This window comes from Rhodococcus pyridinivorans, from assembly GCF_900105195.1.
GTDB classification, from domain to species: domain Bacteria; phylum Actinomycetota; class Actinomycetes; order Mycobacteriales; family Mycobacteriaceae; genus Rhodococcus; species Rhodococcus pyridinivorans.
This window is the reverse complement of record NZ_FNRX01000003.1, coordinates 37,615-60,191: the sequence shown is the minus strand read 5'-3', so window position 1 is coordinate 60,191 and position 22,577 is coordinate 37,615. Positions and strand designations below refer to the sequence as shown.

The window sequence follows — 22,577 nt, the reverse complement described above, 5'->3', positions numbered from 1 at the left end:
GGGCGGGTGGTGCCGGGGCTTCTTCGATGCCAGCCATCTGTATCGGCAGTTCCGCGCTGTCCACGGCATGTCGCCGCGGGACTACCGGGACCGAGGTCGCGAGCATTCCGAGGTGCCCGTAGTGATCGGCTGACAGGGGTCGTCGAAGGCGTCCCGCTCGGCTTCCCGATGGTCGGCGGACCCGAATGTACGAGGCACGCATCACCAGCCCTACCGCTGACCAGGGCGCGAAGTGGTTTCCCCGGCAGCGTGATTGCCCGGTATCGCTCCTCGAAACGCAAAGCGACCACAACATCCTCGCCCGCATCACCAGTACGTGTGCTGCGCCGATTCCGGTGGACGAACGTTTTCGCCTCATGCCGACCAACAGTCGGAATCGCTGGCAGGGCTCGCCCGGACGCAAATGCCCGATTGCGGGTCCGCCCCGTCGTGAAATGATCGCCGGTGGACAGCTCACCATCACGTATCCGTGCAGCAGTCTCGTCCCGCCTGTGCCACATACGCCGAGAAGCCCTACATCGATACTGGTATCGATGTAGGGCTGGTGCGCTTCCGTTTCGGTCTCAGCGAACGTGTCGTTTTCCCCAAAGCCATGCCTGAGTCCGTCACCCGCCGAATCGACATGCACTCCGGTCGAGGCAATAGTGTCCCGCCGCACGTGTCTGAACGGAGGGAGACGACGTCGATAATGGCCGGAACGGGCTATAGATAACCACGGGTCAGCGCATTGAGGGCCACATTGACTGAGAACCTACATGGCGCATCGTGCACGGCATCTGGTCTGCTGCGCCGTTAGTCTGTGCTGAATCCGAGGTAGTCGGTCTGGACCTTCGCTGGACGGGCGCGAATGGCTTCTTCATTGGGTACGATTCCCCACCCCGGAGCGTCCGACACCACGATCGACGAGTCGACAATCTTTGGTGCCGAGTCGAAGATTTCATCGTCCCAGGCGAGCCGATCAACATCGTGCTCCATCACCCGAAGATTGGGCACTGCTGCCGCAAAGTGCACATTCATCATCGTCGCCATATGGCTGTAGAAATTATGCGGAGCAACATTGACGTCGAAAGCCTCGGCAGTCGAGGCGATCTTCATCGATTGCCACGCTCCATTCCAGATCGCGTCCACGATTCCGACATCGATCGACTGCTGTTGCAGATACGGAAGGAACTGCCGGACGCCGAACAGTGTCTCGCATGAAGCCACCGGCTGGCCGCACTGTTGCCGGATGTGTGCGAGCGCCTCCGGGTTGTACAGATCGAGTTCGACCCAGAAGAGGTCGAAGTCTTCGAGGGCGCGAAGAAGTTTCAGGTATCCTTCGGTCCGTGCATTGAAGTTGAAGTCCACGAGCACTTCGACATCTGGCCCGGCACCATCCCTGAGCGCCTCCAAGTGATTGACCACATCCCTGATCAAGGGCGCGTCGATATTCAGTCCGGGCTCGAAGGGCGCGCCGAATCCTGCCATCCAGGCCTTCGGTGCGCCTTCACGATAGGAGAACAGGTTGGTCTTGACTGCCTTGAAGCCGCGATCTCGGGCTTCCTGTCCAGCGGCGCGGACACCGGACAGATCGGTGATGGCCGGCTCATAGTACTGGGGGTGGTTGATTCGCCAACTAGCACAGTGTGACCAGTAGATGGGAATGCTGTCGCGCACTTTACCGCCGAGCAATTCGTAGACAGGCACACCGAGGGAGCGGGCCTTCAGATCGAGCAGTGCATTCTCGATCGCACCGAACGCCTCTGCAGTAAGGCCGTGAGGCGCGGGTCGGGCTGTCGACGCCAGAGTCACGTAGTGTTGTTCGTGCGAGAGTGCGTCTTTGCCGACGAGACGGCGCCCGTAATGCTCGATCACCGTCGACAAACCGGGCGGACCGTAGGCCTCGTCGAATTCTGCCCAACCGACAAGGCCGTCGTCAGTGGTGATCTTCAGGAAGTGGTAGTTGCGCCAGCCCGCATCACAAGCCAGTGTCTCGACATTCTGAATCTTCATCGTGACCTCCGAGTTAATTGTTAACATCACCCTGCCGTATGCGCAGCGGGAAGGCAAGCATTTCGTCGAGATCTTCGACAGGTGCTCCATGAGCAACACGCGAGGCGCGCTCTCTCCCCGTGTTGATGCATTCCAGCCGGGCGAAGCACGAGCCACTGGCACATGAAGAGGCCGTACAACGTTGAAGCGCAACGTAATAGCAGGAAATGCTCCATGGAGCGCCGATTGGCACGGTCGTGAACTCTTGGCGCTCCTGGGGCGCGCGGACTGAGAGTGACTGCGCTACCAAGGGCTGTCTCCGCGTGCGAGTGAGTCCAGACGTTGACAACTAGATGTGAGTCACGCAACACTACCGATTGTTATTCCTTAACTAGGTGGAGGCCTCATGAAAACTCAAGGTGCAATCTGCTGGAAGCCGGGCGCCCGCGAAGGATGGAGCGTCGAGGAGATCGAGATCGACGATCCTCAATCTACGGAAGTGCTCGTCAAGCTCGCCGCGTCAGGCCTGTGTCACTCGGACGACCACATTGACGGGCCGGTCTACCACGAGGGTCTCGGACCCACTCTCGGCGGCCACGAAGGTGCTGGTGTCGTGGAGAAGGTCGGTTCAGCGGTGACACATCTCAAACCGGGCGACCATGTGGTCTTGGCTTTCATCCCCGCATGCGGACGATGCGCTCCGTGCGTGGACGGCCATTCGAACCTGTGCGAGATGGGACAACACAATCTGACGGGAGTCGAGCTCAGCGACCTCAAGCCGCACATCCACGCCCGCGGCGTGGGCATCGGCACCATGTGCATGCTGGGAACGTTCAGTCCCTACGCCCTTGTCCACGAAGCATCGGCAGTCAAGATTCGCGACGACGTTCCACTCGAGGTAGCTGCGTTGGTGGGCTGCGGCGTCACGACCGGTTGGGGTTCGGCTGTCAATGCGGCGCAGACCCAGGCCGGCGACACTGTGGTTGTCATCGGTGTCGGGGGTGTCGGAATGAATGCAGTCCAGGGTGCCCGCATGGCAGGTGCGAGGCGGATCATTGCGGTCGACACAGTGTCGTGGAAGTTGGAGCACGCGTATCAGTTCGGGGCGACCCACACCGCATCGAGCATCGAAGAAGCATACTCGCTGGTGAACGAGCTGACGTGGGGCCTGATGGCCGAGAAGGTCATCTTGACCACGGGACTCGCTGAAGGCGGCATCATCAATGCGGCGATGGGCCTGGTCGGCAAGCGGGGGACCCTGGTAGAGACCGCCGTGGCGCCAGCAAGCCAGACTGAGGTGACCTTGGATCTGTTCACCTTCGGCACCTACGAAAAGCGGCTGGTAGGTACCTTGTTCGGATCATCCAATGCGCGGACGGCCATTCCCAAGCTTCTTGACTACTACATGGACGGCACGCTCAAGCTCGATGAGCTCGTCACCAACACGTACTCGTTGGATGAAATCAACGAGGCCTATGCGGATATGCACGCGGGCAAGGTCATTCGCGGAATCATCAAGTACGACCTCTGATACGCCTCCCCACGTCGACCACACCTTCCCGGTGGCGGCTGGCGGCAATCTCACCGGAAGCAACGGGTAAACCATGCAATCAATCGCATCCGAAAATGATGTGTACCGTGCAATCGACAATGGTCGCAGCACGAGCAGAATGAAGTGGATCTGGATCCTCGGCCTGGGCGGCGTCTTCTTCGAGGCGTACTCGGGAGCTGCCCTGGCCACGGGGCTTGCGCCGTTGACCGAGCAGCTCCAATTGTCGACCACCGAGGTCTCCATCATCACCAGCACCTACATGGTGCTTGCAGTCCTGCTGTGCCCGCTCGCCGGCTCGCTTGCGGATCGTTTCGGCCGCATTCCCATCTTGATCAGCGCGAAGGTCATCGCCTGCGCATCCATGGTGATAGGGCTCGCCGCGCCCAACTTCGAGATACTCCTCGCCAGCCGACTTCTCGCCGGCATCGCCTGGGCAATGGACTTCGGAGTCGTTCTGGCCTACATCGCTGAGTTCCTACCGCGTCGCCATCAACGTAAACTCAGCCGCTGGCAAGGGGTATGGTACGTCGCGACGACTGCCAATCTCCTCATCGCTTTCCTGATCTACCAGATGGACGTCGGGCTCGATATTTGGCGCTACCTACTTGGAACCGGCGCAATCATCGCTGCACTGTTGGCCGTGCTGCAGTTCCTACTTCTGCCCGAATCCCCACGGTGGCTAGCCTCCAAGGGCAGATATGTCGAGTCCGTGAAAGCACTCAAGATCGTGTACCACACCGATGCAGTCGCGGTGGAGGGAAAATCTGCAGGGGACGGTCCTGCCATTCAGGCTCCCGGGTTCATTCGCGGTACCCGCGAGCTGTTCAGCCCACCCTATTTGGGACGAACGACTCTCTCGACGGTCACCTTTGCGGCTCAGGCGTTGCAGTACTATGCGGTCGGGTGGTACCTGCCCATCATCGCCTTCCGGTTGTTCGGCGAAAGTTTCGAAGCAGCAACACTTGGCGCTGCAGTGTTCAATGCCGTCGGTATTGCCGGTGGTTTCGCCGCCGCCGGTTGCTACAAAGTACTGGGCATTCGTCGTGCCGTTCGCATCGGTTTCGCTTGCTGTGCAGCGGTCCTCATCGTCTTTGGATTGGCCTTCGATAATCTGCCACTGTGGGCAGCAATCGGACTCCCGACGATGTTCATCCTGTTTCACTCCACGCTGGCAGCATCCGGTGGGGCTGCCTTCTCGGCGTTGGCTTTCCCCAGCCACTTGCGGGGGCTCGGAATGGGATTCGCCACGACAGCATGCAACATCGGCGCTGCAACGGGGCTGTTCGTATTCCCGTTCCTGCAGGAGACGTTGGGTGAAGGCGGTGCCATCCTGGCGACGGCACTTGTCCCCTTGGTTGGTCTTGCAGTGGCAACCCTCATTCGCTGGGATCCGGAGAAGGATCTGGAGGCCGACGACACAAGCGAGGACCTCGTTCCGACACCAGTCCACTAGGGCAACACACCATGCCGCCCCACAGCTGTACCTCAGTCCCGGCGACCGGTCGGTCGCCGGGACTGACGGATGTCGAGAGGTCTTAAGCCACGATGAGGTCAATACGACGATGGAATCAAGGTGTACGCCAGCGCGCGCTCATCGCAGTGATCCAGGTCTTGAGTTTGAGTGTCTGGTTCTCGGCGACAGCAGTTGTGCCGAGTCTTCGCAGCGAGTGGGGTATCGGTTCGGGAGAGGCGGTCTGGTTGACCGCATCTGTGCAGGTCGGATTCGTCGTCGGCGCGATCGGCTCGACACTTCTCAATCTTGCCGACCGGGTTCGCCCGCAATTGGTTCTCGGGGCAAGCGCGTTCCTGGCCGCCGGGATCACGCTGCTGTTCGCGGTCACGGTCGACAGTCTCAGTGCCGCGATCCCGCTACGGTTCGCGACCGGGGTATGTCTGGCGGGTGTGTACCCGGTCGGCATGAAGGTCACAGCCTCATGGGCACGACCGTCGGAGCGCGGTCGTGCGTTCGGAATTCTGCTGGGTGCCTTGACACTAGGTACCGCACTACCGCACCTGATCGGTGGTCTCGGCTCCATACCCTGGCGATCGGTGATGACAATCGCCGCCCTGCTCTGCGCAGCCGGCGGACTGCTCGCCATCACCTTGATCAAATCGGGTCCATACGTCAACAGCACGATGCCGCGTCCCAATCCCCGATACGCCCTGGCCATGTTCTTGGAACGAGGGCCACGGCTGGCAAACATCGGCTACTTCGGCCATATGTGGGAGCTGTACGCACTGTGGACCTGGATGCCGGCATTCATCCTCGCCAGCCAGCAGCACACTTCTGCAGGGGCAAGTCCGATGTCCAGTATCACCGCATTCGTATCCATCGGTATCGCCGGAATCGCAGGCTGTCTCTTAGGTGGCTGGGCGTCGGACCGGTTCGGCAGACCCATCTCGGCATTCACGGCACTGGCGATCAGCGGCCTGTGTTGTCTGCTCTCGCCTGTTGTCTTCGGTGCTCCGTGGATTGTCCTGGTGATCTTTCTTCTCGTCTGGGGATCGTCGGTCATCGCGGATTCCGGTGTCTTCTCGACAAGTCTCAGCGAACAGGTCGACCCTCGTTATGTGGGCACGGCCTTGACAACACAAACAGCGATCGGCTTCATGCTTACCGTGGGCTCTATTCAGCTCGTGCCGGTGATAGCCGACGCTGTCGGCTGGAGGTTTGCATTCCTGATACTTGCCCTTGGGCCGATAGTCGGTGCGCCGGCCATGCTCATACTTCGGAGAATCCGGGGTGCCGACACCCGATCGCACTCTGGTGTCCGGGAGACCCCGGCTGATAATCTTATACTCGAGAATTAACAGCGGAAGGTGCACGATGACGCAGGTCGACCGCGCGGGATCGATCCCTACGAAGAGCATGCCGCGACGTAAGAGCTCCGACCGGCAGGCGGCAGACTGGCTCCGCGACGCCATCGTCGACGGGGGATATACACCGGGTGCTCGATTGACCGAAAACGCCCTGGCCGAGGGCACTGAACTGTCCCGCTCGACAATGCGCACCGCGCTCCTGCACCTTGCGTCTGAGGGACTCGTCGTACGAGAGGCATACTCCGGCTGGCGTGTCGCCGAGTTGTCCGCGGCGGATGCACGTGACGTGTACAACCTGCGTAGCGCACTCGATGGTCTTGCTGCTCGTCACGCTGCACTGAACGTCACAGACGACGGTGTAGTGGCGTTGAAGGCGGCCCTGTTGGACCTCGTGCTCGCCGCGAGGGAGAGGACAGACGTGCGCAGGCTCGCGGACATGGACATGGCTTTCCATTGTCAGGTGGTACGGATGTCCGGCAACGCGCGACTCGAGGGCGAGTATGACCGACTCAAAAGCGTGGTCCTTCGGTACGTTCGTGCAACCAATCTCATGGCCTCCTCCGAAACGATAATCAGCGAACACGCTGCAATCTTCGATGCCATCGCAGCAGGTGACCCGGACCTTGCCGAGCAGCTCGCAATCCGGCATGTGCTCGACCACGGCGAACAGTTGGCGCAAGAGCTTGCTCGCGCGCCGGAGACAGAGCTGTAGCGTCCGAGGCCTTGATATTCGGTCGCTTGCAGCTATCGAGGCAAATGGTGTCGCGCCCGACGAGGCCTTCCTGGCGTGGAGAGTAAAACGATCCGCTATCGCTTGCGTCGAGTAGTCGCCGACGAATTGCGCATCGGGACAACGACTTCGAGGTCCTCGTCGTCTATGGGGCAGCGGCCCTCGCGAAGTTCGGGACCGCTGCAGGGTACGTAGCAGCCGATCTGTGGTGTCCTGGGCGCCGCGAAGGATGTGCACCATGGCGCAGCCTTATCCACCGAGTACCGCGACGTCGTTCGAGTGACCCGCGCCCGCGAACCAGGCCGGCATCTGGAGCAGGTAGCCGCGGATTGTTTCGCCCAGTGAATTTTGCTTGCTGTCCTGGAAAGCGGTAGCCGATTTCCAGGACAGCATCAAACCCTCTTTCATGCGCCAAGGTCCGGTGGGTCGAGCCGAAGAATGAGGACCGGGCCTCCGATCTGCGGGGTAGTTGTGCGCGAGGGCATGTTCCGGGAAGACCCCCGCTCGCGGGCGAGCTCTACTGCGGACCCGATTCCGGTGGCCATGATGCGCGGGGTAGCCAAAGATCGCTCACTCGTGGTAGCTACCGGCTGCGCGCGCGGCCGGCTCCCGATACGTATCAGGTCACACAGTGTTCGGCTGCCGGACGCGATCCGCTTGCTGGATGCGTGCCTCATGCAGACTCCGACGTACAGGGCGGATTCAACCGGTAGCCGTAACACCCGATGACGGAGGCGTTGATGGGCAGGACGTCTGGGTGAATGTGGTGATTGCGGGCACGTTGCGACCCCCAGTTGTCGGAAGGCTGCCGTTGCGAAGGGCTTCGGCTCGTCTGCTTCGGAAGGAAGTCGTGACGGGCGCTCCGAGTGCGCTGGCGGTACCTCGCATGGCGTAGGTCGTTGAAGTCGGTGGCTCACTGCACATCCAGTGGGAGACCCTGCCCAGCGGTCCCGTCATTGCCACATGAACTCGGATGGTGACCGAGGGTGGCAGGCGTCCGAGCAAGCAACCTGCCACCCTCGGACCGCCCCGATGACGCGTCAAACGGCAGGTCCAGCCGGGGATGACTCCTTGATCAAATGTGAAGCGCGCAGTAATGTCCGTGTGACTGCGCCGCCTCCCGCGAGAGTTCGATCAGCCCTCGTCGAAGACGGATTTCATCTCCAGGAACTCGTGCATGCCGAACTTCCCGAACTCTCGACCGTTCCCCGACTGCTTGTAGCCTCCGAAGGGAGCGTTCTGGTCGAGCGGGGCGCCATTGATGTGAACCATTCCCGTCCGTAGTCGTCGGGCCACGTTACGTGCGCGGTCGTGGTTTCGGGACGAGACCATCCCCGAGAGTCCGTACTCTGAATCATTCGCGATCGCAACAGCTTCGTCAACGGTGTCGTAAGGCATGATCACGAGCACAGGGCCGAAGATTTCCTCACGTGCGATGCGCATCGCTGGAGTGACATCACTGAACACCGTCGGTTTCACGTAATACCCTGTGTCGAGTCCCTCCTGGCGGCCTGGCCCGCCCGCGATCACCGTCGCTCCCTCTTCGATCCCGGACCTGATGAGATCGTTCACCTTGTCGAACTGTTGGGCGGACACGACCGGGCCGACCATCGTGTCGGGATCTGCCGGGTCTCCCACGATCACTTCATCGGTGGCTGTTCGCGCAATCGTCACTACCTCGTTCAGGAGCGCAGACGGTACGAGCATTCGAGAACCGGCATTGCATGATTGCCCGGAATTGCTGTACATCGCTTGGACATCCCGGCGAATTGTGGTTTCCAGGTCGGCGTCGTCGAGTACGATGTTCGCCGATTTACCGCCGAGCTCCTGGGACACTCGCTTGACCGTAGCGGCGGCATTGCGTGCGACTTCAATGCCGGCACGCGTGGACCCGGTGAACGACACCATATCGACGTCAGGGTGGCTGGACAGGGCATTTCCGACAACGGGGCCATCACCGTTGACGAGATTGAAGACACCGGCGGGGACCCCTGCATCTTCCATGACTCGCGCGAACACCATGGCGCTGAGCGGCGCAATCTCGGACGGTTTCAAGATCATGCTGCAGCCTGCCGCCAGCGCCGGTGCAACCTTGGCGGCAATCTGGTTCAGTGGCCAATTCCATGGCGTGATCAGGGCGCAGACACCGATGGGTTCGTGATAGACGGTCGTCGAACCCACGCGTTCTTCGAAATCGAACTCTTTCAGGGCGCGCAGCGCAGCCTCGAGGTGACCTCGACCGGATGGAACCTGTGCGTTCTTGCACAGCTGGACAGGAGCGCCCATCTCCTGCCGGAGAACATCGGCGAGCTCATCGCTGCGCTGCTCATAGGCGTGGATTACTGCTTCGAGAAGTGCGATTCGCTCGTCTCGCGAGGTTTCCGCGAAGTCCGTGAACGCGGAACGAGCGGCGGCGACTGCGGCGTCGACATCGCGCTCGTCACCTAATGTGATGGTGGCGAACGGCTTCGTTGTCGCCGGGTTGACAACGTCCAGCGTCCGATTCGAGTGGGAATCAACCCATTTTCCGTTGATGTAAAATTGGCGTTCGTCAAACATGTCGTTGCCCTTCGTGGTCTCTCGCCGATCGGATTGGGTAAGGTCCCCGGCCACCGGCCGCGGGCATTCAGAGAAATCCGTGTCAAGGATTAACAATCACAGGCTAGGGTGATCTGTGCCATGAGTCAAGCCTCGTGTGATGCCGGAATCGGACCGAATGAGCTGGTCAGACGACCTTGCATCGAAGTTCTTCTCCGCGGATCGCGCGCCCTGCCTCCTCGGCCGCGAGTTGCTGTAGGCGTGCCAGGGACTGCTCCGAATAGAAGGCTGTATGTGGGGTCAACACGAGACGAGGCGCCCGACGTAGCGGAGAGTCTTCGGGTAAGGGCTCTTCTTCGAACACGTCCAGGCCGGCACCCCTCAAATGCCCGGATTCCAGAGCCTCACAGAGAGCCCGCGCGTCGACAAGCGGCCCTCGTGAGGTATTGACCAGGACCGCGTCGTCACGCATCAGGTCAAGCGTCCGAGCATTGATGATGTGGTGAGTCTCGGAGGTCAAGGGAAGGTGGAGAGATATTGCGTTGCTGCGGGCCAGCAACACATCCAGGTCGACCATCTCGATACCGATCGCCGCCATAGCGGCGACATCTGCGAATGGGTCATGGGCGATAACGCTGAACCCGAACGGCGCCAACCGCGTATGCAGTTCTCGGCCGATGCGGCCGACGCCCACCAGGCCGATGGTGGTCGACGCGAAGTCGTGGATCGGGCCGAGTCCAGCCGGGGGCAACCAGCCCATCTGGCGCACCGCCGAATCGTACTCGGGTATTCTGCGCAGTAGAGTCACGATGAGTGAAGCAGCATGATCTGCGACAGTTCGGCTTCCGTAATCGGGGATGTTCGCGACGGCGATTCCATGGTGGGCCGCAGCGTCGAGGTCCACGTTGTCATAGCCGACGCCATAGCGAATCACCGCGCCGCCCCGCTGCATCGACGCGAGGGCGGCTTCGTTGACCGGAGCTTGGTTGACGAGTACGACGAGGGCGCCCTGGGCGGCCGACGCGACGTCTTGCTCTGTCCGGCACTGATGCTCTCGGAAGTCGGCGTTGTGGTCAGCGGCGGTGGCGCGTTCGGCGGTCAAGGATCCGAAGGCGTGGTCGAGGACAACGACCACGGGATGTTGAGGGTTGTCGGTTCTGGGAGTCACCCCAGGATCGTATGCTGCATGCAGGTTTTGGTCGAGTGGAACTTTCTCGGCGCTTCCCGGGCGAGTTGCCGGGCCAGTTCGAGTGGATGTTTCACCCTCGAAGCGGTGATGAGCGCGGTACCTGCACGGAAAAGGTGACGTTTGACATAGTTCTCTTTCTGCATGCACAATGCAGCAGACGCTTTGGCGATCCGTCCGATGGTCACCCGTCTCGGTGCACCGCTCGCGTATATCCAGCATCGCGGTCAGAACCTCGAAGCCGGCCGCGGCTTACAGACACTTACCCTGGAGGCTCCATGGACCTACTTGATTCATCGGCAGAAGTGTACGACGTCATCGTCGTCGGTTCAGGCCCGAGCGGGGCGGTCGCGGCCAAGAGGTTCGCAGAGAGCGGTTTCTCGGTTCTCTGTCTCGAACAGGGCGAGTACCCGGACTACACGTCGATCCGGAGCGCAGACCCGGAGTTCGAGCTTACTAAGGACAAGCACTTCTCGTGGAACCCGAACACGCGTCAAGCCGACTCCGACTATCCGATCAACGATGCAGACTCGGAAGTTGCTCCGCTGATGTGGAACGGAGTCGGAGGGAGCTCGATCCTCTACGCTGCAGCATGGCATCGCCTCAAGCCCAGTGACTTTCGGGTCAAGACACTAGATGGCGTAGCGGCGGACTGGCCGCTCTCCTACGAAGACCTCGCGCCGTTCTATGCGCGCGTCGAGACGGACTTCTCGGTGTCGGGAGTTCCGGGGGATCCGGCATATCCGGAGGGGTTCGACATCCCACTTCCCCCGTTCCCCCTGGGCGATCTCGAACGACGTTTCGCCGCTGCACATGATCGACTCGGCTGGCATTGGTGGCCGGGATCGAATGCGATCGCCACTGTTCGTCACGGCGCCTTGGAGCCATGCGTGAGACGGGCCAGCTGCATGTGGGGGTGTTTCGACGGAGCGAAAGCCTCGGTCGACCGCACCCACTGGCCCAAGGCGGTCGAACTCGGGGTTACGCTGCGCCAGCGTGCCAGAGTGCTGCGTGTGGAGACGGACTCCGCCGGACTGGCGACAGGTGTGACCTACGTGGACCGTGCGACCGGAAAGACCCACTTCCAGGCCGGGCGTACCGTAGTCCTGTCGGCGAACGGGATCGGGACGCCGCGGATCCTATTGGCGTCCGCCAGTAACGCTCATCCCCACGGGTTGGCGAACTCGTCGGGCCTGGTGGGCAAGAATCTGATGATGCACCCCTACAGCACCGTAGTGGGACTGTTCGAAGACGCGTTCGAAAGCTGGCAGGGGCCATTCGGCCAGCGCGCCTATTCGCTCGAGTTCGCCGAAACGCGGGCGGATCGAGGGTTCTACCGCGGAGCCAAGTGGCAGTTGATGGGAACCGGTGGACCCCTCAACACGACAGGGTCTTTCCCCTGGGGTGGTAGTGGTGCATGGGGCCCGGACTTTCACCATGAGGTGCATCGGCGATTCGGTCATTCGGCCTATTGGGCGATCCTCGCCGAAGACCTGCCCGACGAATCCAACGCCGTGACATTGGATGACACCCTCGTCGACAGCAACGGCATGCCGGCGCCGAAGGTGACCTACAGTGCGTCCGCTAACACGCATGCTCTGCTCGAGTTCAACCATGCACTCGCTGAGCAATCGATGAGAGAGGCCGGCGCATACGAGACACTGGTTTCGCCGATTGTGCGGGAGACGGGCTGGCACCTGCTCGGAACTGTGCGCATGGGTGATGACCCCGCAACGTCAGTCGTCGACGGCTTCGGCCGGGCACACGATGTACCGAATCTTTTCGTGATGGATGGAAGCGTGATGCCCACGTCAGGAGCTGTCAATCCGACCGGGACCGTTGCCGCTCTGGCGCTACGGAACACCGAGGCAGCGATCGAGCACGCGCGCGCTCAGAAGGTCAGTATCAACGTCTGAGGGATCACCTCAGGCCCTGTGCGAAGGGTGAAACAATGCTCACGCTGGACGACGTCCAGACTCAACTCGAATGGGTGGCCGACACCCTCATTCCGGCAGACTCGTCACTGGACATGCCCTCGGCCACCGAAGTCGGTATCTCCACGATCTTGATCCCGCGGGCGTTGCGAGCACGTGATGATCAAGCTGCCTTGTTCATTGAGGCTTTGGCGACCCTGCCGGCCGACAGGCCGGCCGACGCAATGGGCTGCATTCGCAGTCTCGACCCACCTCGCTTCGACCTCGTGAGCCGGATGATTGCCGGTGCCTACTTTCTCGATGCCGGCGTGACCGCGAAGCTGGGATACCCCGGCCAACAGGCCATGCGCGATGAACCGGACTACGACGAGATAGCAGAGGTCACCGACCGTGTCATTGCGAGAGGTCCCGTCTACATCCCGACGCCGTGAGTCCCGACCGGCCCTGCGGCGAGAACGCCACAGGGCCGGTTGTGCGCCCTACCTCGACTAGTTTGCGTGAAACCCCATGAACTCGCACCAATACCACCGTCCGCGCCGGATGGAACCGCCTCGGATGTCGCCGCAGCGCCGGAGCCCTCGCCCGGCTCCGATTGGCGCTCGCCGCGCTCGCACTCATCCTGACCCTGAGGCGGAGTTCCTCATTGAGTTCGCCCACAGGTGGGCGCCGTACGGCGGACCTGCCCAAGAGGAAATCCTTGTGCGTTTCGGAATGACAACGGGCCGGTTCCTCGAGCGATTATGGCAGGCACTCTCGGAATCGAACTGTGTCGAGGACGAGATACGTCGTCTTGCAAGCGTCTACCCGCGTGGGCAGGCGAGCGGCACCGCGCCTGTTCCGTGAGTGTTTGTGCACTGCCAGGGGCGGCCATGGCCGCTGGCGATGCTCCGCCCGTTGAGAAACTTGCGGCCGAGGCCAGCATGAGCGGCCTCGGCCCGAGAATCGCGGTGTACGCATCCCTCCGGGACCGGGTGAAAACCGGTGTCGACCTGGCGGTATGGCGCGAGCAGGTCCGCCCGGACTGGAACCCGCTGGTGCAGGGTCGAAACGCAGATGCCATCGACACAGGTGTATAGCACGAGTGCGCTCAGCTAGGCTTTCAGTTGTTGGAACACCACTGGGAGTTCAGCCGCTCGTTGCTGCTCCTCGGTCCTCAAAGTGCTTTGTGCCCGCGGTGTTACGGACAGTCAGGTGTGCCAGGTCCGGCCGACGCGGGAACGGGTCGCGAGGATGTGTTCGCGTGCCAGGCGGGCCGCATCGGCGCTTCGGCCGTGATGCAGCGCGTCCAGAATTGCGGCATGCTCAGCCAAAGCCGGCCGGCCGCTGACCTCCCACGACTCGGTGTAGGTAGTCAGTAGGACTTGCGCTTGGAGGCGCGAGAGGTGCTCGTCGAGAATGGTGTTGCCGCATGATTGTTGTATGAGCTGATGGAATCGGAGATCGGCTAGGCGGGCCGCATGGGGGTCATCGCTCTCAACCGAGGCCTTGAACTGGTTGTGGCTGTCGCTCAGTTCCTGCAGGTCAGCTGAAGTCATGAGTGAACAAGCGAGTTCGGCAGCCAAGCCTTCCAGGTTGGCTCGAACCTGTAGGGCGGCGAGCAGTTCCTGCTTCTCGAGCGTGCGGACAGCGGCGCTGCCGTTGGGATTCTGGATGAGTAACCCCTCGCTGACCAGTCGGGCGACGGCTGCGGCGACAGGGCTTCTGCTCATGTTGAGTGCGTTGGACAGTTTGACAACGCTCATCGTCTGTCCGGCCGGGAACTCGCCCCGCAGCAGGCTGGAGCGGACCTGATCGTATGCCAAGTCCGACAACGACAGCGGATGCTCGATCGGCGCGATGGGCATCTTTACCACCTTTCTCCAGAGGGCGAAACACTACCTAAGCCCTGCTATGTATTGACAAGCTGCATCCTGCATGCAGAATACAGGTATGGTCAAGAGACGCATTCCCCGGTGGTCCGAGTTCAAACCACTTCTTCAGGCGCCACCAATCGAGTGGTCGGCAACGAGTCGGCGTTTGCGCAAGGCCAATTCCGTACACGACCTCCGATCGATCGCCAAACGCCGGTCACCTCGCGCAGTGTTCGACTACACCGACGGTGCCGCCGAGAACGAAATCTCACTCGCCCGCAGCGTGTCCGCCTTCGAACGCGTCGAGTTTCGGCCAAACGTGCTGAGAGACGTCTCCGCCATCGACACGACGACAACGATTCTCGGCCAACAGGCGAACTTCCCACTCGTGATGGGCCCGACGGGATACACGCGAATGATGCATCACAGTGGCGAGCCGGCGGTAGCCAGAGCCGCAGGACGCGCTGGAGTCCCATATGCGCTGTCGACCATGGGCACCACGAGCCTGGAACGTTTGGAGGCCGAGGCGAGAGAGACACGGCGCTGGTTCCAGTTGTTCTTATGGCGTGACAGGGCTGCGAGCACGGAGTTTGTCCATCAGGCTGCACGGACCGGCTGCGACACGCTGATCTTGACCGTTGATACGCCCGTCGGCGGCGCACGACTGCGCGATCTGCGAAATGGGATGACAATCCCCCCCTCGTTGACGATGCGGACGGTGATCGACGGTGCACGGCATCCGAACTGGTGGATGAATTTCCTGACCACCGAACCGCTGGAGTTCGCCTCCCTGAAGCACTTCGATGGATCTCCGGCCGAGCTGACCAACCTGATCTTCGATCCGTCCTCCACGGTGAAAGACGTGGCATGGCTGCGAGAGATGTGGCCGGGCTCCCTCGTCATCAAGGGCGTCCAACATCCCGATGACGCCGAAATGGTGGTCGACGCCGGGGCCGATGCGGTGGTTCTGTCCAACCATGGCGGCCGTCAACTCGACAGAGCGACCACACCATTGGAACAGCTGCAAGAGACGGTAGCTCGAGTCGGTGACCGGGCCGAGGTCTATATCGACGGGGGAGTGCGATCGGGCGCCGACATCGCCGCGGCAGTAGCACTGGGTGCTCGCGGAGCCTGGATCGGACGGGCCTACCTGTACGGTTTGATGGCCGGAGGCGAAGCGGGTGTCGATCGCACACTCGAGCTGCTCCACAAGGAATTCCGTAGCACGATGCAGCTGCTCGGCGCCACCAAGGTGGACGACTTGCGGTCAGATATGGCAGTACTGCGCGAGGTACCACGGGGATACTCGAACCACTCCATAGTCCCTGCATGACGACGTAGGGGCGGAGGCGGGGAACGTCCGGAGGATGGCTGAGGGCAGCGATCAATGCGACCGAGGAAGCGGTTGATCTGCTCACCCGCTTCCAGCTGACACGGTGGTGAGGGGCCGGAGCAGATGCACTTGAGCGTGGCCGGATTCAGATCAGGAAACGTGCTGGTCATCTGGCGAGCCTGCGCTCGATCCAACTGATCGAGCGCAGGCTGTGCACGGGCCCACACGAGGACGATTCCGGATATGCGTCGGTCGAGCTCGTGGACCTTGACGTTGCTCGTGGGTCGATGCGGAACCCTGGACATCAATGCCGAGGTGTCCGGTGGTCAGGGAACAGGGACCGATCGATTGCACCGCGAGAGGCGACAGCCTCGCCGCGTGGAACCGCACATCGCATCGTGCTGGGGCTGGGGGACTGTGGTGACGTTCGACATGGGACTGCCCGAACGACGCCGCGGTTCATCAGAAGGATTTCACGCACAGTCCGGTATCGCCGGTGAGGGCAGTCGGCGAACCCCACGGTCGGCGGTGCCGATTCCTCACAGCCGGGTGCTTGCCGCTGGTGTTGCACGGCACTCCGGGTCTGGGCCTTCCTGGTAGAAACATGTGCGCCTCCAGCGGCGCTGCACATAAGGGAGCCACCTGGAACAGGTGTCCAGGTAGTGACCACTGCATCGACGCCTCGGGGAAGCATGCATTCGTCGGGTGCGGGTTCGCCGACCGCCTGCAGCCCTGACGGGAGAATCGAATGACCTCACTGCACAAAGGGGAACCGCGTTCATGCGTATTGCCAACATTGATAATCGTGCCGCTCTCGTCGTCGGAGAGCCCGGCGACGAACGTGCCGTCGACATCGCCACCTTGTCCGACGGTCGTTTCGGCCCTGGCCTGTCCGCCCTCTACTCGTCGTGGGATGAGGTGCGGGTGTGGGCAGCCGAGGTGGTCGTGGCAAGCCTGCCTGCGACCGCGATCGACCGCGCGCGGCTCGGCGCTCCCTCCCCGGTACCTCGGCAGGTGTTCGCGGTAGGTCTGAACTACCACGATCATGCCGCCGAATCCGGCTTCGAATCACCCACCCACCTGCCGCCGGTGTTCACCAAATACGTCTCGTCGTTCTCCGGCCCCGACACCGAGGTGACCATCCCGGCGGACGGCAACGTCGACTGGGAGGTCGAATTGGTCGTGATCATAGGACGTGAAGCGCACCGGATCGACGAAGCCGATGCATGGTCCCACGTCGCTGGACTGACCGTAGGGCAGGACATTTCCGAACGCATTTCCCAGCTGCGGGGTCCAGCACCACAATTCGGACTTGGCAAGTCATTTCCCGGTTTCACCCCGCAAGGCCCTTGGCTGGTCACCCCGGACGAGTTCGACAACCCGGACGATCTCGAACTCGGTTGCATGATCGACGGTGAAGAGGTCCAGAAGGGACGCACGTGCGAGCTGATCTTCCCTGTCCCCAGTCTGATTGCAGCTCTTTCTCAGACAGTCACTCTCTACCCGGGCGATGTGATTTTCACTGGTACCCCTGCCGGCGTTGGTGTCGGCCAGAGCCCACAGCGATTCCTGCAACCGGGCGAGTCGCTCGACAGCTGGATCGAAGGAATCGGCGAACTGCGCCAGCGTTTCGTGGCCGAATCCGGAAACAAAAAGGCATGTAGGGACGCAGACCGGAAAAGTCATCATAGGCCTCACAGAGTTTGACCTTCGAAATAGCAATGCATCGACCCCCACCGCAGACCGCAATGGCACACAAAGGATCCGCAGTCAGCCTGCAGTGGCGCCGACACGCAGCATGCCGATCACTGGGTGATTATCTGTTCTTCGCTCCCGCTGACGAGAGCGGCGAAATGAAGGCTCGCCGTGAACGTGCCGCCAAACAGATCTGCGCCAACTGCCCAGTTCTCATCCCGTGTAGAGAATCCGCCTACCGTCTCGGCGACGTACATGGAATATGGGGCGGGCTAACAGAGGCCGAACGACGTGGACAGCGCCGTACGACGAACACCATCCGAGCCGAAGACCGCCTCCTTCCAGACCGACCGCCTGGATCTCTGTCAGCGGTCACGTAATTCCCCAGGTTGAGGGGTTGGTCCGTTACGTAATTCCCCACCCGGCCGTCACGTAATTCCCCACCCCTGGGGCGTGTCGGCCGGGGTGTGGGTGCTGCTGCAGGTTCGCTTCTTCCCAAGGTCCACCAAGGGGGCCTGGGAAGGGGCCCGACGGTGGCAAGGAGAACGTGGACGATGACCGATCTGATGGAGTTGTTCCGGCCTGAGTTAGGACATTTGGCTTAGTGTCCCGATTCGAACCCGAGACGGGTGAGAATCTCCAGCTCGGGGGGTGGGATCTGCGGCGGAAAGTCCTGGACGGCACCGTTGATGGCGATGGTGGAGGTCCGCAGCGGCCGCAGTTGCTTGACCAGCCTCGCGATCGCCACCCCGGTCTGGTCTTGGGCGCAACGAGCGACGGCCAGGGCGGCGAACACGATGGTCAGGTGCGCCTCGATGGCGTCGCGGGTGCGGTGGAACATCGGCCGTGCCCGCAGATCGGTCTTCGACATGCGGAACGACTGCTCGACATGCCACAGGTCGTGGTACTTGCCGATCACCTCGCCCGGTTCCATGAGCGTGAGCGGGATGTTGGTGACATAGCCCTTGAGTCCGACGAGGGACCGGGCTCGTGCCAGCGCGACATCATCGACCTGCTGACCTGCGGTGGTGGTCTTGACGAAGCGGGTGGCCTTGGCCTTCCGGGTGCCGTCGACCACCGACCGGGCCCGCGCTTCCTGCGCATTCAATGTTTGGTTGTCGCGGACAGCACGTTTGCGGGTGTACTGCCAGATCGCCCGCCACGAGGTGGTGTCCCGGGTCGGGTTCCAGATCGGTTCGGCTCGTCTCTTCACGGTGTTGACCGTGCTGCGGGCGTGCCGGGGCGTGACGGTGTCGATGATCTGACCATCGGTGAATACATCACCGTTCCAATGGAAATGGGACGTCAGATCACCCGGTGCTTTCGTCACCCGGGAGCCGACGATGAACTTCAGGCCCGCGTCGTCCAGGGCGGTCAGGTTCGATGCGGAGAGCATGCCGGCATCGGCGGCGATGACCATCTCCACACCCTCGAGGCCGTGGCGGGCCTGGAACTGACGCACCATCGGGACCAGGGTGTGGGTTTCGGCCTTGTTGCCCTCGAAACACCCGATCTCCAGCGGGAAGCCGGTGCGGTCGACGAGCAGCCCGACCACGATCTGCGGATCGACCCGGCGCTCCTTGGAGTATCCGACCTTGCGCAGGTCGTCTTCCTTCTCGGCCTCGAAGTACAAGGTGGTCACGTCGAACAGCAGCAACCCCAATCCGCCGGTGGTGGCCGCGTATTCGAAGCAGCGGCGGGCGATCCGGTCGCGGTAGTCACCGGTGATGACCTGCGCCAGGTGGCGTTGAATCGTTTTGTAGGACACCGGATTCGAACCGAGGTCATCGAGGACGCGCAGGGCATCGATCTTCGAGGTCGGTTCGACGATCCGGGCGATCACCAGATCCTGGAACACTGCATCGTCGATGATGTCGAGGCCGAGCCGGTCGTAGACGAAGGTGAGCACGTCATAGAGCAACCGGGCGCTGGTGCGCACGGTTCGTCCCGCGCCGGCGAGTTCGCCGCCGTTGCTCGTGGTCGGACCGGGTAGTTGACCGGTTCGCCAGTCGGCAACATCGGCGATCTGCTCGACGGGCGTCGGCACATCCAGATCGAGCATGCCTTGATCGCCGTGCAGGAACTGGCGGGCTCGTTCGAGCAGAATGCCCAGCTCGACGTCGGTGTGCGCGGACCCGACGTGGGCGAGGATCTCGTGTCCACCGCGGTGTTTGCGCACGACCTGCACCGCTACCGCCCCGGATGCGGTGCGCACTTTCCGCACGAATGCCACCGCCCGAACCTACCTGCTTAGTGTCCCGATCCGCCTCGGCAACGCCGTGAATGCGCAGGTGGAAGCCTCGGCAAAGGGTCTACCCGTCAGTAATGTCCTAACTCAGGAGAACGTGGACGATGACCGATCTGATGGAGTTGTTCCGGCATTGGCATGCCGGCCGCTCCCAGGTGCAGATCTCGACAGCCCTGGGACTCGACCGCAAAACCATCCGCAAGTACCTCACCCCGGCGACATGGTCGAGTTCCCCAACGCGACATTTTCTGGCGGCGGCGTAATATTTGGTGCAGCAAAGTTCACCAACTGTGTGAATGTAGAGTTCAGTGGGGCAAAGTTCATTGGAAACTTTGCCCACATCGCAAGTCACTTCCGGGATAATTCTTTCATTCTGTTCAGGGGTGCTAAATTTACCGCCAAGAATGTGTTACTCAATGGAATGAGGTTTAAGAATTCGACGGCAGACTTCAGTGGATGCGACTTGTCGGGCGCGAGAACCCTTCCAACCGGAGGGCACAGTTATGACGATAAAACCATCTTCCCGCCAGGTTTAACCCGTCCAGCTCATTGGGCCAAATGGGAGTAGCAATTAGATTGCATCGGTCTGCCGTCCCCGGAACAGGATCGCGAAGTTCAAAGGTTCTCGTCAAATCCGCCGCTGTCATGTAGTGATGCAACGTCTCCGGGGCGGCGGTCACGCTGGAGAAGATTGCGAGAAGCCTTTGGCACGATTCCTGCCCTGTCCGGTTCGGTGCGCCGAGTCGCGTTCTCGGTGTTGACCAGGGGCGATCCGCCCCCGGACCCCTTTTGGGGTCGTGTCGGGTGTCGACGAGCAGTGTGTTCGAGGGCTGGTGTGGCAGGCGGATCTTTGCCTCGTTGGTCTCGGGGCCGGTAAACGTATGCTCCCGCGGCCGGCGGACGGTGCCGCCTCGCGCTGGCTAGGAGTGTGCCCGGCTCGTCTGCGGTGTGTCGGCTCTACCGATCCCCGGGGGGCTCCGCCCCCGGACCCCTGTCCCTCCCTCCCAAGGTTCCCGCTGCTCCGCGGGTACCGCGCCCGGTCACCCCGCACGGCCCTACCGGACCCGCCGACCACCGAGCAAGGGAAAACCCGCCCTTGCTCGGCAGTCACCGCGCCCGGTTCACCAGGGCTGCACCGACCGACCGAGGTACCCGCTCCACCACCGAACCCCCGCTACACCCGCAAAACCGCAGGTCATAGCCTATAAACGTGTGACCAGCATCACCAGAAAAGCACCGAACAAACACCAGAAAAACATCGGAAAATCATCAAAACAGATGTAAACTAGAGGCATGAACAACAACGAGAACGGCCCCGTTACCCGCCTCAACACCGCCCAGTTCATCGAAGGCATCCCCGCCTTCCTCGGCATGGTCCCGAACGAATCCCTCGTCATCGCCCTGTTCGATCCCCAGGGAACGACCGGCCCCTTCGCCCGCCTCGACCACGACAACGCCACCGCCGTTGTCGCTCTCGACAAGCTCATGGCCGCCGCCGAGTCCGCCGACTTCAACGCCACCATCGCCGCACTCGTCAGCATCCACCCCAACGGCGACACCGCAGAGGAAACCCTTCTCGCCGCCACCCGCCACGCCTACACGCTCGGTCTGGCCGTGCCCATCGCCGCCGTCCTGCCCGAGTACATCGCCGGTGAGACCTTCTTCAACTTCCCCAGCGCCGAATCCGGCGAACTCGGCGACATCCTCGCGAGCACCGTTGCTGTCCTCGGAGTCATCGACGGCCGCGCACCCATTGCCCCCAGCCGCGACGCGCTCGCCGCCGAACTCGCACCCGCCGAAGACCTCGGAGTGTTGTTCGAGCGCCAGTGGGACGCGCGCCAGGCCCGCGCCCAGGCTCCCGAAATCACCGACGCCGCGAACCTCGAGACGCTGCGCGACGCGATCGAAGCACCCCGCGAGCTGACCTATCCCGAAGCCGTCGCCGTCGCGATCACCCTCACCGACAACCCCCGCGCCCGCGACGTGGCCCTGTACTTCTCCCGCAACGTCGCCGCCGTCGCCATCCTGACCGACGCCGCCCGCAAGACCTCCGGCTACGCCCGCTTTACGATCCTGTCCGTCCTCGCCGCCGTCGCCTACGCACACGGCTACGGAGTCCGCGCCGCCGTCGCCCTCGACGCCATCGAGAACGGAGTAGCCCACGAGACCCAGATCCCCAAGCTCGCGCTTCTCATCCGCCAAGTCGTCGACCACGGCCTGCACGCCAAGGGAGTGCAAGAAGTCCTCAAGGCCGGTCGAAACGTCCTCCCCGAATTCGGATTCACCCCCAAGGACTGACAAACACACCACGAGGCCCCGCACCGACCGGTGCGGGGCCTCGCCCTATCTCCAACTCACCAACGAACCCGCCCGCACCTTCCGCAGCGCGCAGGGCCGAGCTCAGGGCATCGAGCCCCTTCGCCCGACTTCTCCCGCAGCTCGCGCACGGATCCGCGCCACGGCGCCGGGACAACACCCAACCGCAGTGCAACAACCGTGCATCGTCACGGTGCGATTCAGGCGAGCCGTCAGAGAATGTCCGGCTTATCCGAGAAGCAGATGTCGATGCTGCGAGTACGGGGTACGTCCAACACCGGTATGCCAGCGACCGCCGCATCGAGGGCCAGGTCCGAAATCGGCATCACCTCGAGCACGGCACCGAGCAAGGCCGCTTCCGCTTCACTTCGCTGCATAAGAACCCCTAACGTCTCCGAAACCGC

General features: G+C 62.1%; 18 protein-coding genes and 1 pseudogene. 12 read left to right on the top strand and 7 right to left on the bottom strand.

The annotated features are described in order from the left end of the window. Positions 1-792: 792 nt before the first annotated feature. The gene (locus BLV31_RS24135; protein ID WP_064060134.1) at positions 793-1,992 is read right to left on the bottom strand and encodes a mandelate racemase/muconate lactonizing enzyme family protein; all 1,200 of its coding nucleotides are present in this window, start codon (positions 1,990-1,992) and stop codon (positions 793-795) included. Between the two features lie 385 nt (positions 1,993-2,377). Between BLV31_RS24135 and BLV31_RS24130 the strand changes: the two genes are divergently transcribed. From BLV31_RS24130 to BLV31_RS24115, 4 genes are all read left to right on the top strand, one after another. Then, positions 2,378-3,502, top strand: coding sequence for an NDMA-dependent alcohol dehydrogenase (locus tag BLV31_RS24130; protein WP_064060133.1), 1,125 nt, complete (start codon positions 2,378-2,380; stop codon positions 3,500-3,502). Between the two features lie 139 nt (positions 3,503-3,641). After that, positions 3,642-4,976, top strand: a complete 1,335-nt coding sequence (locus BLV31_RS24125) for an MFS transporter (protein WP_162273059.1) — start codon at positions 3,642-3,644, stop codon at positions 4,974-4,976. Between the two features lie 146 nt (positions 4,977-5,122). Next, on the top strand, positions 5,123-6,334 hold the full coding sequence (locus tag BLV31_RS24120; protein WP_248846172.1) for an MFS transporter: 1,212 nt from the start codon (positions 5,123-5,125) through the stop codon (positions 6,332-6,334). A gap of 16 nt (positions 6,335-6,350) precedes the next feature. Then, positions 6,351-7,055 (top strand): GntR family transcriptional regulator, encoded by a 705-nt coding sequence (locus BLV31_RS24115; RefSeq protein ID WP_139193024.1) that lies wholly within the window; start codon positions 6,351-6,353, stop codon positions 7,053-7,055. Between the two features lie 1,152 nt (positions 7,056-8,207). Here the strand turns inward: BLV31_RS24115 and BLV31_RS24110 are convergent. The 3 genes from BLV31_RS24110 to BLV31_RS25255 all read right to left on the bottom strand — a co-directional run bounded on the left by BLV31_RS24110 (position 8,208) and on the right by BLV31_RS25255 (position 10,985). Continuing rightward, the gene (locus BLV31_RS24110) at positions 8,208-9,632 is read right to left on the bottom strand and encodes an aldehyde dehydrogenase family protein (RefSeq protein WP_064060130.1); all 1,425 of its coding nucleotides are present in this window, start codon (positions 9,630-9,632) and stop codon (positions 8,208-8,210) included. A gap of 166 nt (positions 9,633-9,798) precedes the next feature. Next, positions 9,799-10,779 (bottom strand): C-terminal binding protein, encoded by a 981-nt coding sequence (locus BLV31_RS24105; RefSeq protein ID WP_211269799.1) that lies wholly within the window; start codon positions 10,777-10,779, stop codon positions 9,799-9,801. Beyond that, positions 10,776-10,985, bottom strand: coding sequence for a hypothetical protein (locus BLV31_RS25255; protein ID WP_211269798.1), 210 nt, complete (start codon positions 10,983-10,985; stop codon positions 10,776-10,778). Before BLV31_RS25255 ends, BLV31_RS24105 begins: the two co-directional genes overlap by 4 nt. Positions 10,986-11,075: 90 nt before the next feature. Here BLV31_RS25255 and BLV31_RS24100 point away from each other — a divergent pair, with 90 nt between their 5' ends. From BLV31_RS24100 to BLV31_RS24860, 3 genes are all read left to right on the top strand, one after another. Then, on the top strand, positions 11,076-12,713 hold the full coding sequence (locus BLV31_RS24100; RefSeq protein ID WP_064060128.1) for a GMC family oxidoreductase: 1,638 nt from the start codon (positions 11,076-11,078) through the stop codon (positions 12,711-12,713). 35 nt (positions 12,714-12,748) lie between these two features. Beyond that, positions 12,749-13,162, top strand: coding sequence for a hypothetical protein (locus BLV31_RS24095; protein WP_064060127.1), 414 nt, complete (start codon positions 12,749-12,751; stop codon positions 13,160-13,162). 438 nt (positions 13,163-13,600) lie between these two features. Then, positions 13,601-13,807: a hypothetical protein gene (locus BLV31_RS24860; protein WP_139193022.1), complete on the top strand. Its 207-nt coding sequence runs from the start codon at positions 13,601-13,603 to the stop codon at positions 13,805-13,807. A 111-nt stretch (positions 13,808-13,918) separates the two neighbouring features. Here the strand turns inward: BLV31_RS24860 and BLV31_RS24085 are convergent, their stop codons facing one another. Further along, on the bottom strand, positions 13,919-14,575 hold the full coding sequence (locus BLV31_RS24085; protein WP_064060126.1) for a GntR family transcriptional regulator: 657 nt from the start codon (positions 14,573-14,575) through the stop codon (positions 13,919-13,921). Positions 14,576-14,645: 70 nt separating this feature from the next. Here BLV31_RS24085 and BLV31_RS24080 point away from each other — a divergent pair, with 70 nt between their 5' ends. From BLV31_RS24080 to BLV31_RS24070, 3 genes are all read left to right on the top strand, one after another. Next, complete coding sequence (locus BLV31_RS24080; protein ID WP_282956079.1) at positions 14,646-15,914, top strand: alpha-hydroxy acid oxidase; 1,269 nt, start codon at positions 14,646-14,648, stop codon at positions 15,912-15,914. Positions 15,915-16,694: 780 nt separating this feature from the next. Continuing rightward, positions 16,695-17,621: a fumarylacetoacetate hydrolase family protein gene (locus tag BLV31_RS24075; RefSeq protein WP_064060124.1), complete on the top strand. Its 927-nt coding sequence runs from the start codon at positions 16,695-16,697 to the stop codon at positions 17,619-17,621. A 14-nt stretch (positions 17,622-17,635) separates the two neighbouring features. Continuing rightward, a complete protein-coding gene (locus BLV31_RS24070) occupies positions 17,636-17,989 on the top strand; it encodes a WhiB family transcriptional regulator (protein ID WP_072740596.1) in 354 nt (117 codons plus the stop codon). A gap of 221 nt (positions 17,990-18,210) precedes the next feature. On the opposite strand, the gene BLV31_RS24065 is transcribed toward BLV31_RS24070, so the two are convergent. Further along, positions 18,211-19,842 carry an IS1634 family transposase gene (locus BLV31_RS24065; protein ID WP_064062013.1) on the bottom strand — a complete coding sequence of 544 codons (1,632 nt, stop codon included), beginning with the start codon at positions 19,840-19,842 and terminating at the stop codon, positions 18,211-18,213. Positions 19,843-19,961: 119 nt separating this feature from the next. Here BLV31_RS24065 and BLV31_RS24060 point away from each other — a divergent pair. Both BLV31_RS24060 and BLV31_RS24055 read left to right on the top strand, forming a co-directional pair. After that, positions 19,962-20,075, top strand: a pseudogene (locus BLV31_RS24060) (integrase); the annotation flags it as partial. Positions 20,076-21,150: 1,075 nt separating this feature from the next. Next, positions 21,151-22,155: a DUF4192 domain-containing protein gene (locus BLV31_RS24055; RefSeq protein WP_064061815.1), complete on the top strand. Its 1,005-nt coding sequence runs from the start codon at positions 21,151-21,153 to the stop codon at positions 22,153-22,155. A 230-nt stretch (positions 22,156-22,385) separates the two neighbouring features. Here BLV31_RS24055 and BLV31_RS25170 read toward each other — a convergent pair whose 3' ends face one another. After that, complete coding sequence (locus tag BLV31_RS25170) at positions 22,386-22,550, bottom strand: hypothetical protein (protein ID WP_155621909.1); 165 nt, start codon at positions 22,548-22,550, stop codon at positions 22,386-22,388. Positions 22,551-22,577: the final 27 nt, after the last annotated feature.

Excerpts from the sequence above, each read along its gene's own strand:
- BLV31_RS24860 (WP_139193022.1), top strand. The coding sequence starts at position 13,601 with ATGGCCGCTGGCGATGCTCCGCCCGTTGAGAAACTTGCGGCCGAGGCC.
- BLV31_RS24075 (WP_064060124.1), top strand. The coding sequence starts at position 16,695 with ATGCGTATTGCCAACATTGATAATCGTGCCGCTCTCGTCGTCGGAGAG.
- BLV31_RS24055 (WP_064061815.1), top strand. The coding sequence starts at position 21,151 with ATGAACAACAACGAGAACGGCCCCGTTACCCGCCTCAACACCGCCCAG.
- BLV31_RS24130 (WP_064060133.1), top strand. The coding sequence starts at position 2,378 with ATGAAAACTCAAGGTGCAATCTGCTGGAAGCCGGGCGCCCGCGAAGGA.
- BLV31_RS24125 (WP_162273059.1), top strand. The coding sequence starts at position 3,642 with ATGAAGTGGATCTGGATCCTCGGCCTGGGCGGCGTCTTCTTCGAGGCG.
- BLV31_RS24080 (WP_282956079.1), top strand. The coding sequence starts at position 14,646 with ATGCAGAATACAGGTATGGTCAAGAGACGCATTCCCCGGTGGTCCGAG.
- BLV31_RS24110 (WP_064060130.1), bottom strand. The coding sequence starts at position 9,632 with ATGTTTGACGAACGCCAATTTTACATCAACGGAAAATGGGTTGATTCC.
- BLV31_RS24115 (WP_139193024.1), top strand. The coding sequence starts at position 6,351 with ATGACGCAGGTCGACCGCGCGGGATCGATCCCTACGAAGAGCATGCCG.
- BLV31_RS24085 (WP_064060126.1), bottom strand. The coding sequence starts at position 14,575 with ATGCCCATCGCGCCGATCGAGCATCCGCTGTCGTTGTCGGACTTGGCA.
- BLV31_RS24095 (WP_064060127.1), top strand. The coding sequence starts at position 12,749 with ATGCTCACGCTGGACGACGTCCAGACTCAACTCGAATGGGTGGCCGAC.
- BLV31_RS24070 (WP_072740596.1), top strand. The coding sequence starts at position 17,636 with ATGCATCGACCCCCACCGCAGACCGCAATGGCACACAAAGGATCCGCA.
- BLV31_RS24100 (WP_064060128.1), top strand. The coding sequence starts at position 11,076 with ATGGACCTACTTGATTCATCGGCAGAAGTGTACGACGTCATCGTCGTC.
- BLV31_RS24135 (WP_064060134.1), bottom strand. The coding sequence starts at position 1,992 with ATGAAGATTCAGAATGTCGAGACACTGGCTTGTGATGCGGGCTGGCGC.
- BLV31_RS25170 (WP_155621909.1), bottom strand. The coding sequence starts at position 22,550 with ATGCAGCGAAGTGAAGCGGAAGCGGCCTTGCTCGGTGCCGTGCTCGAG.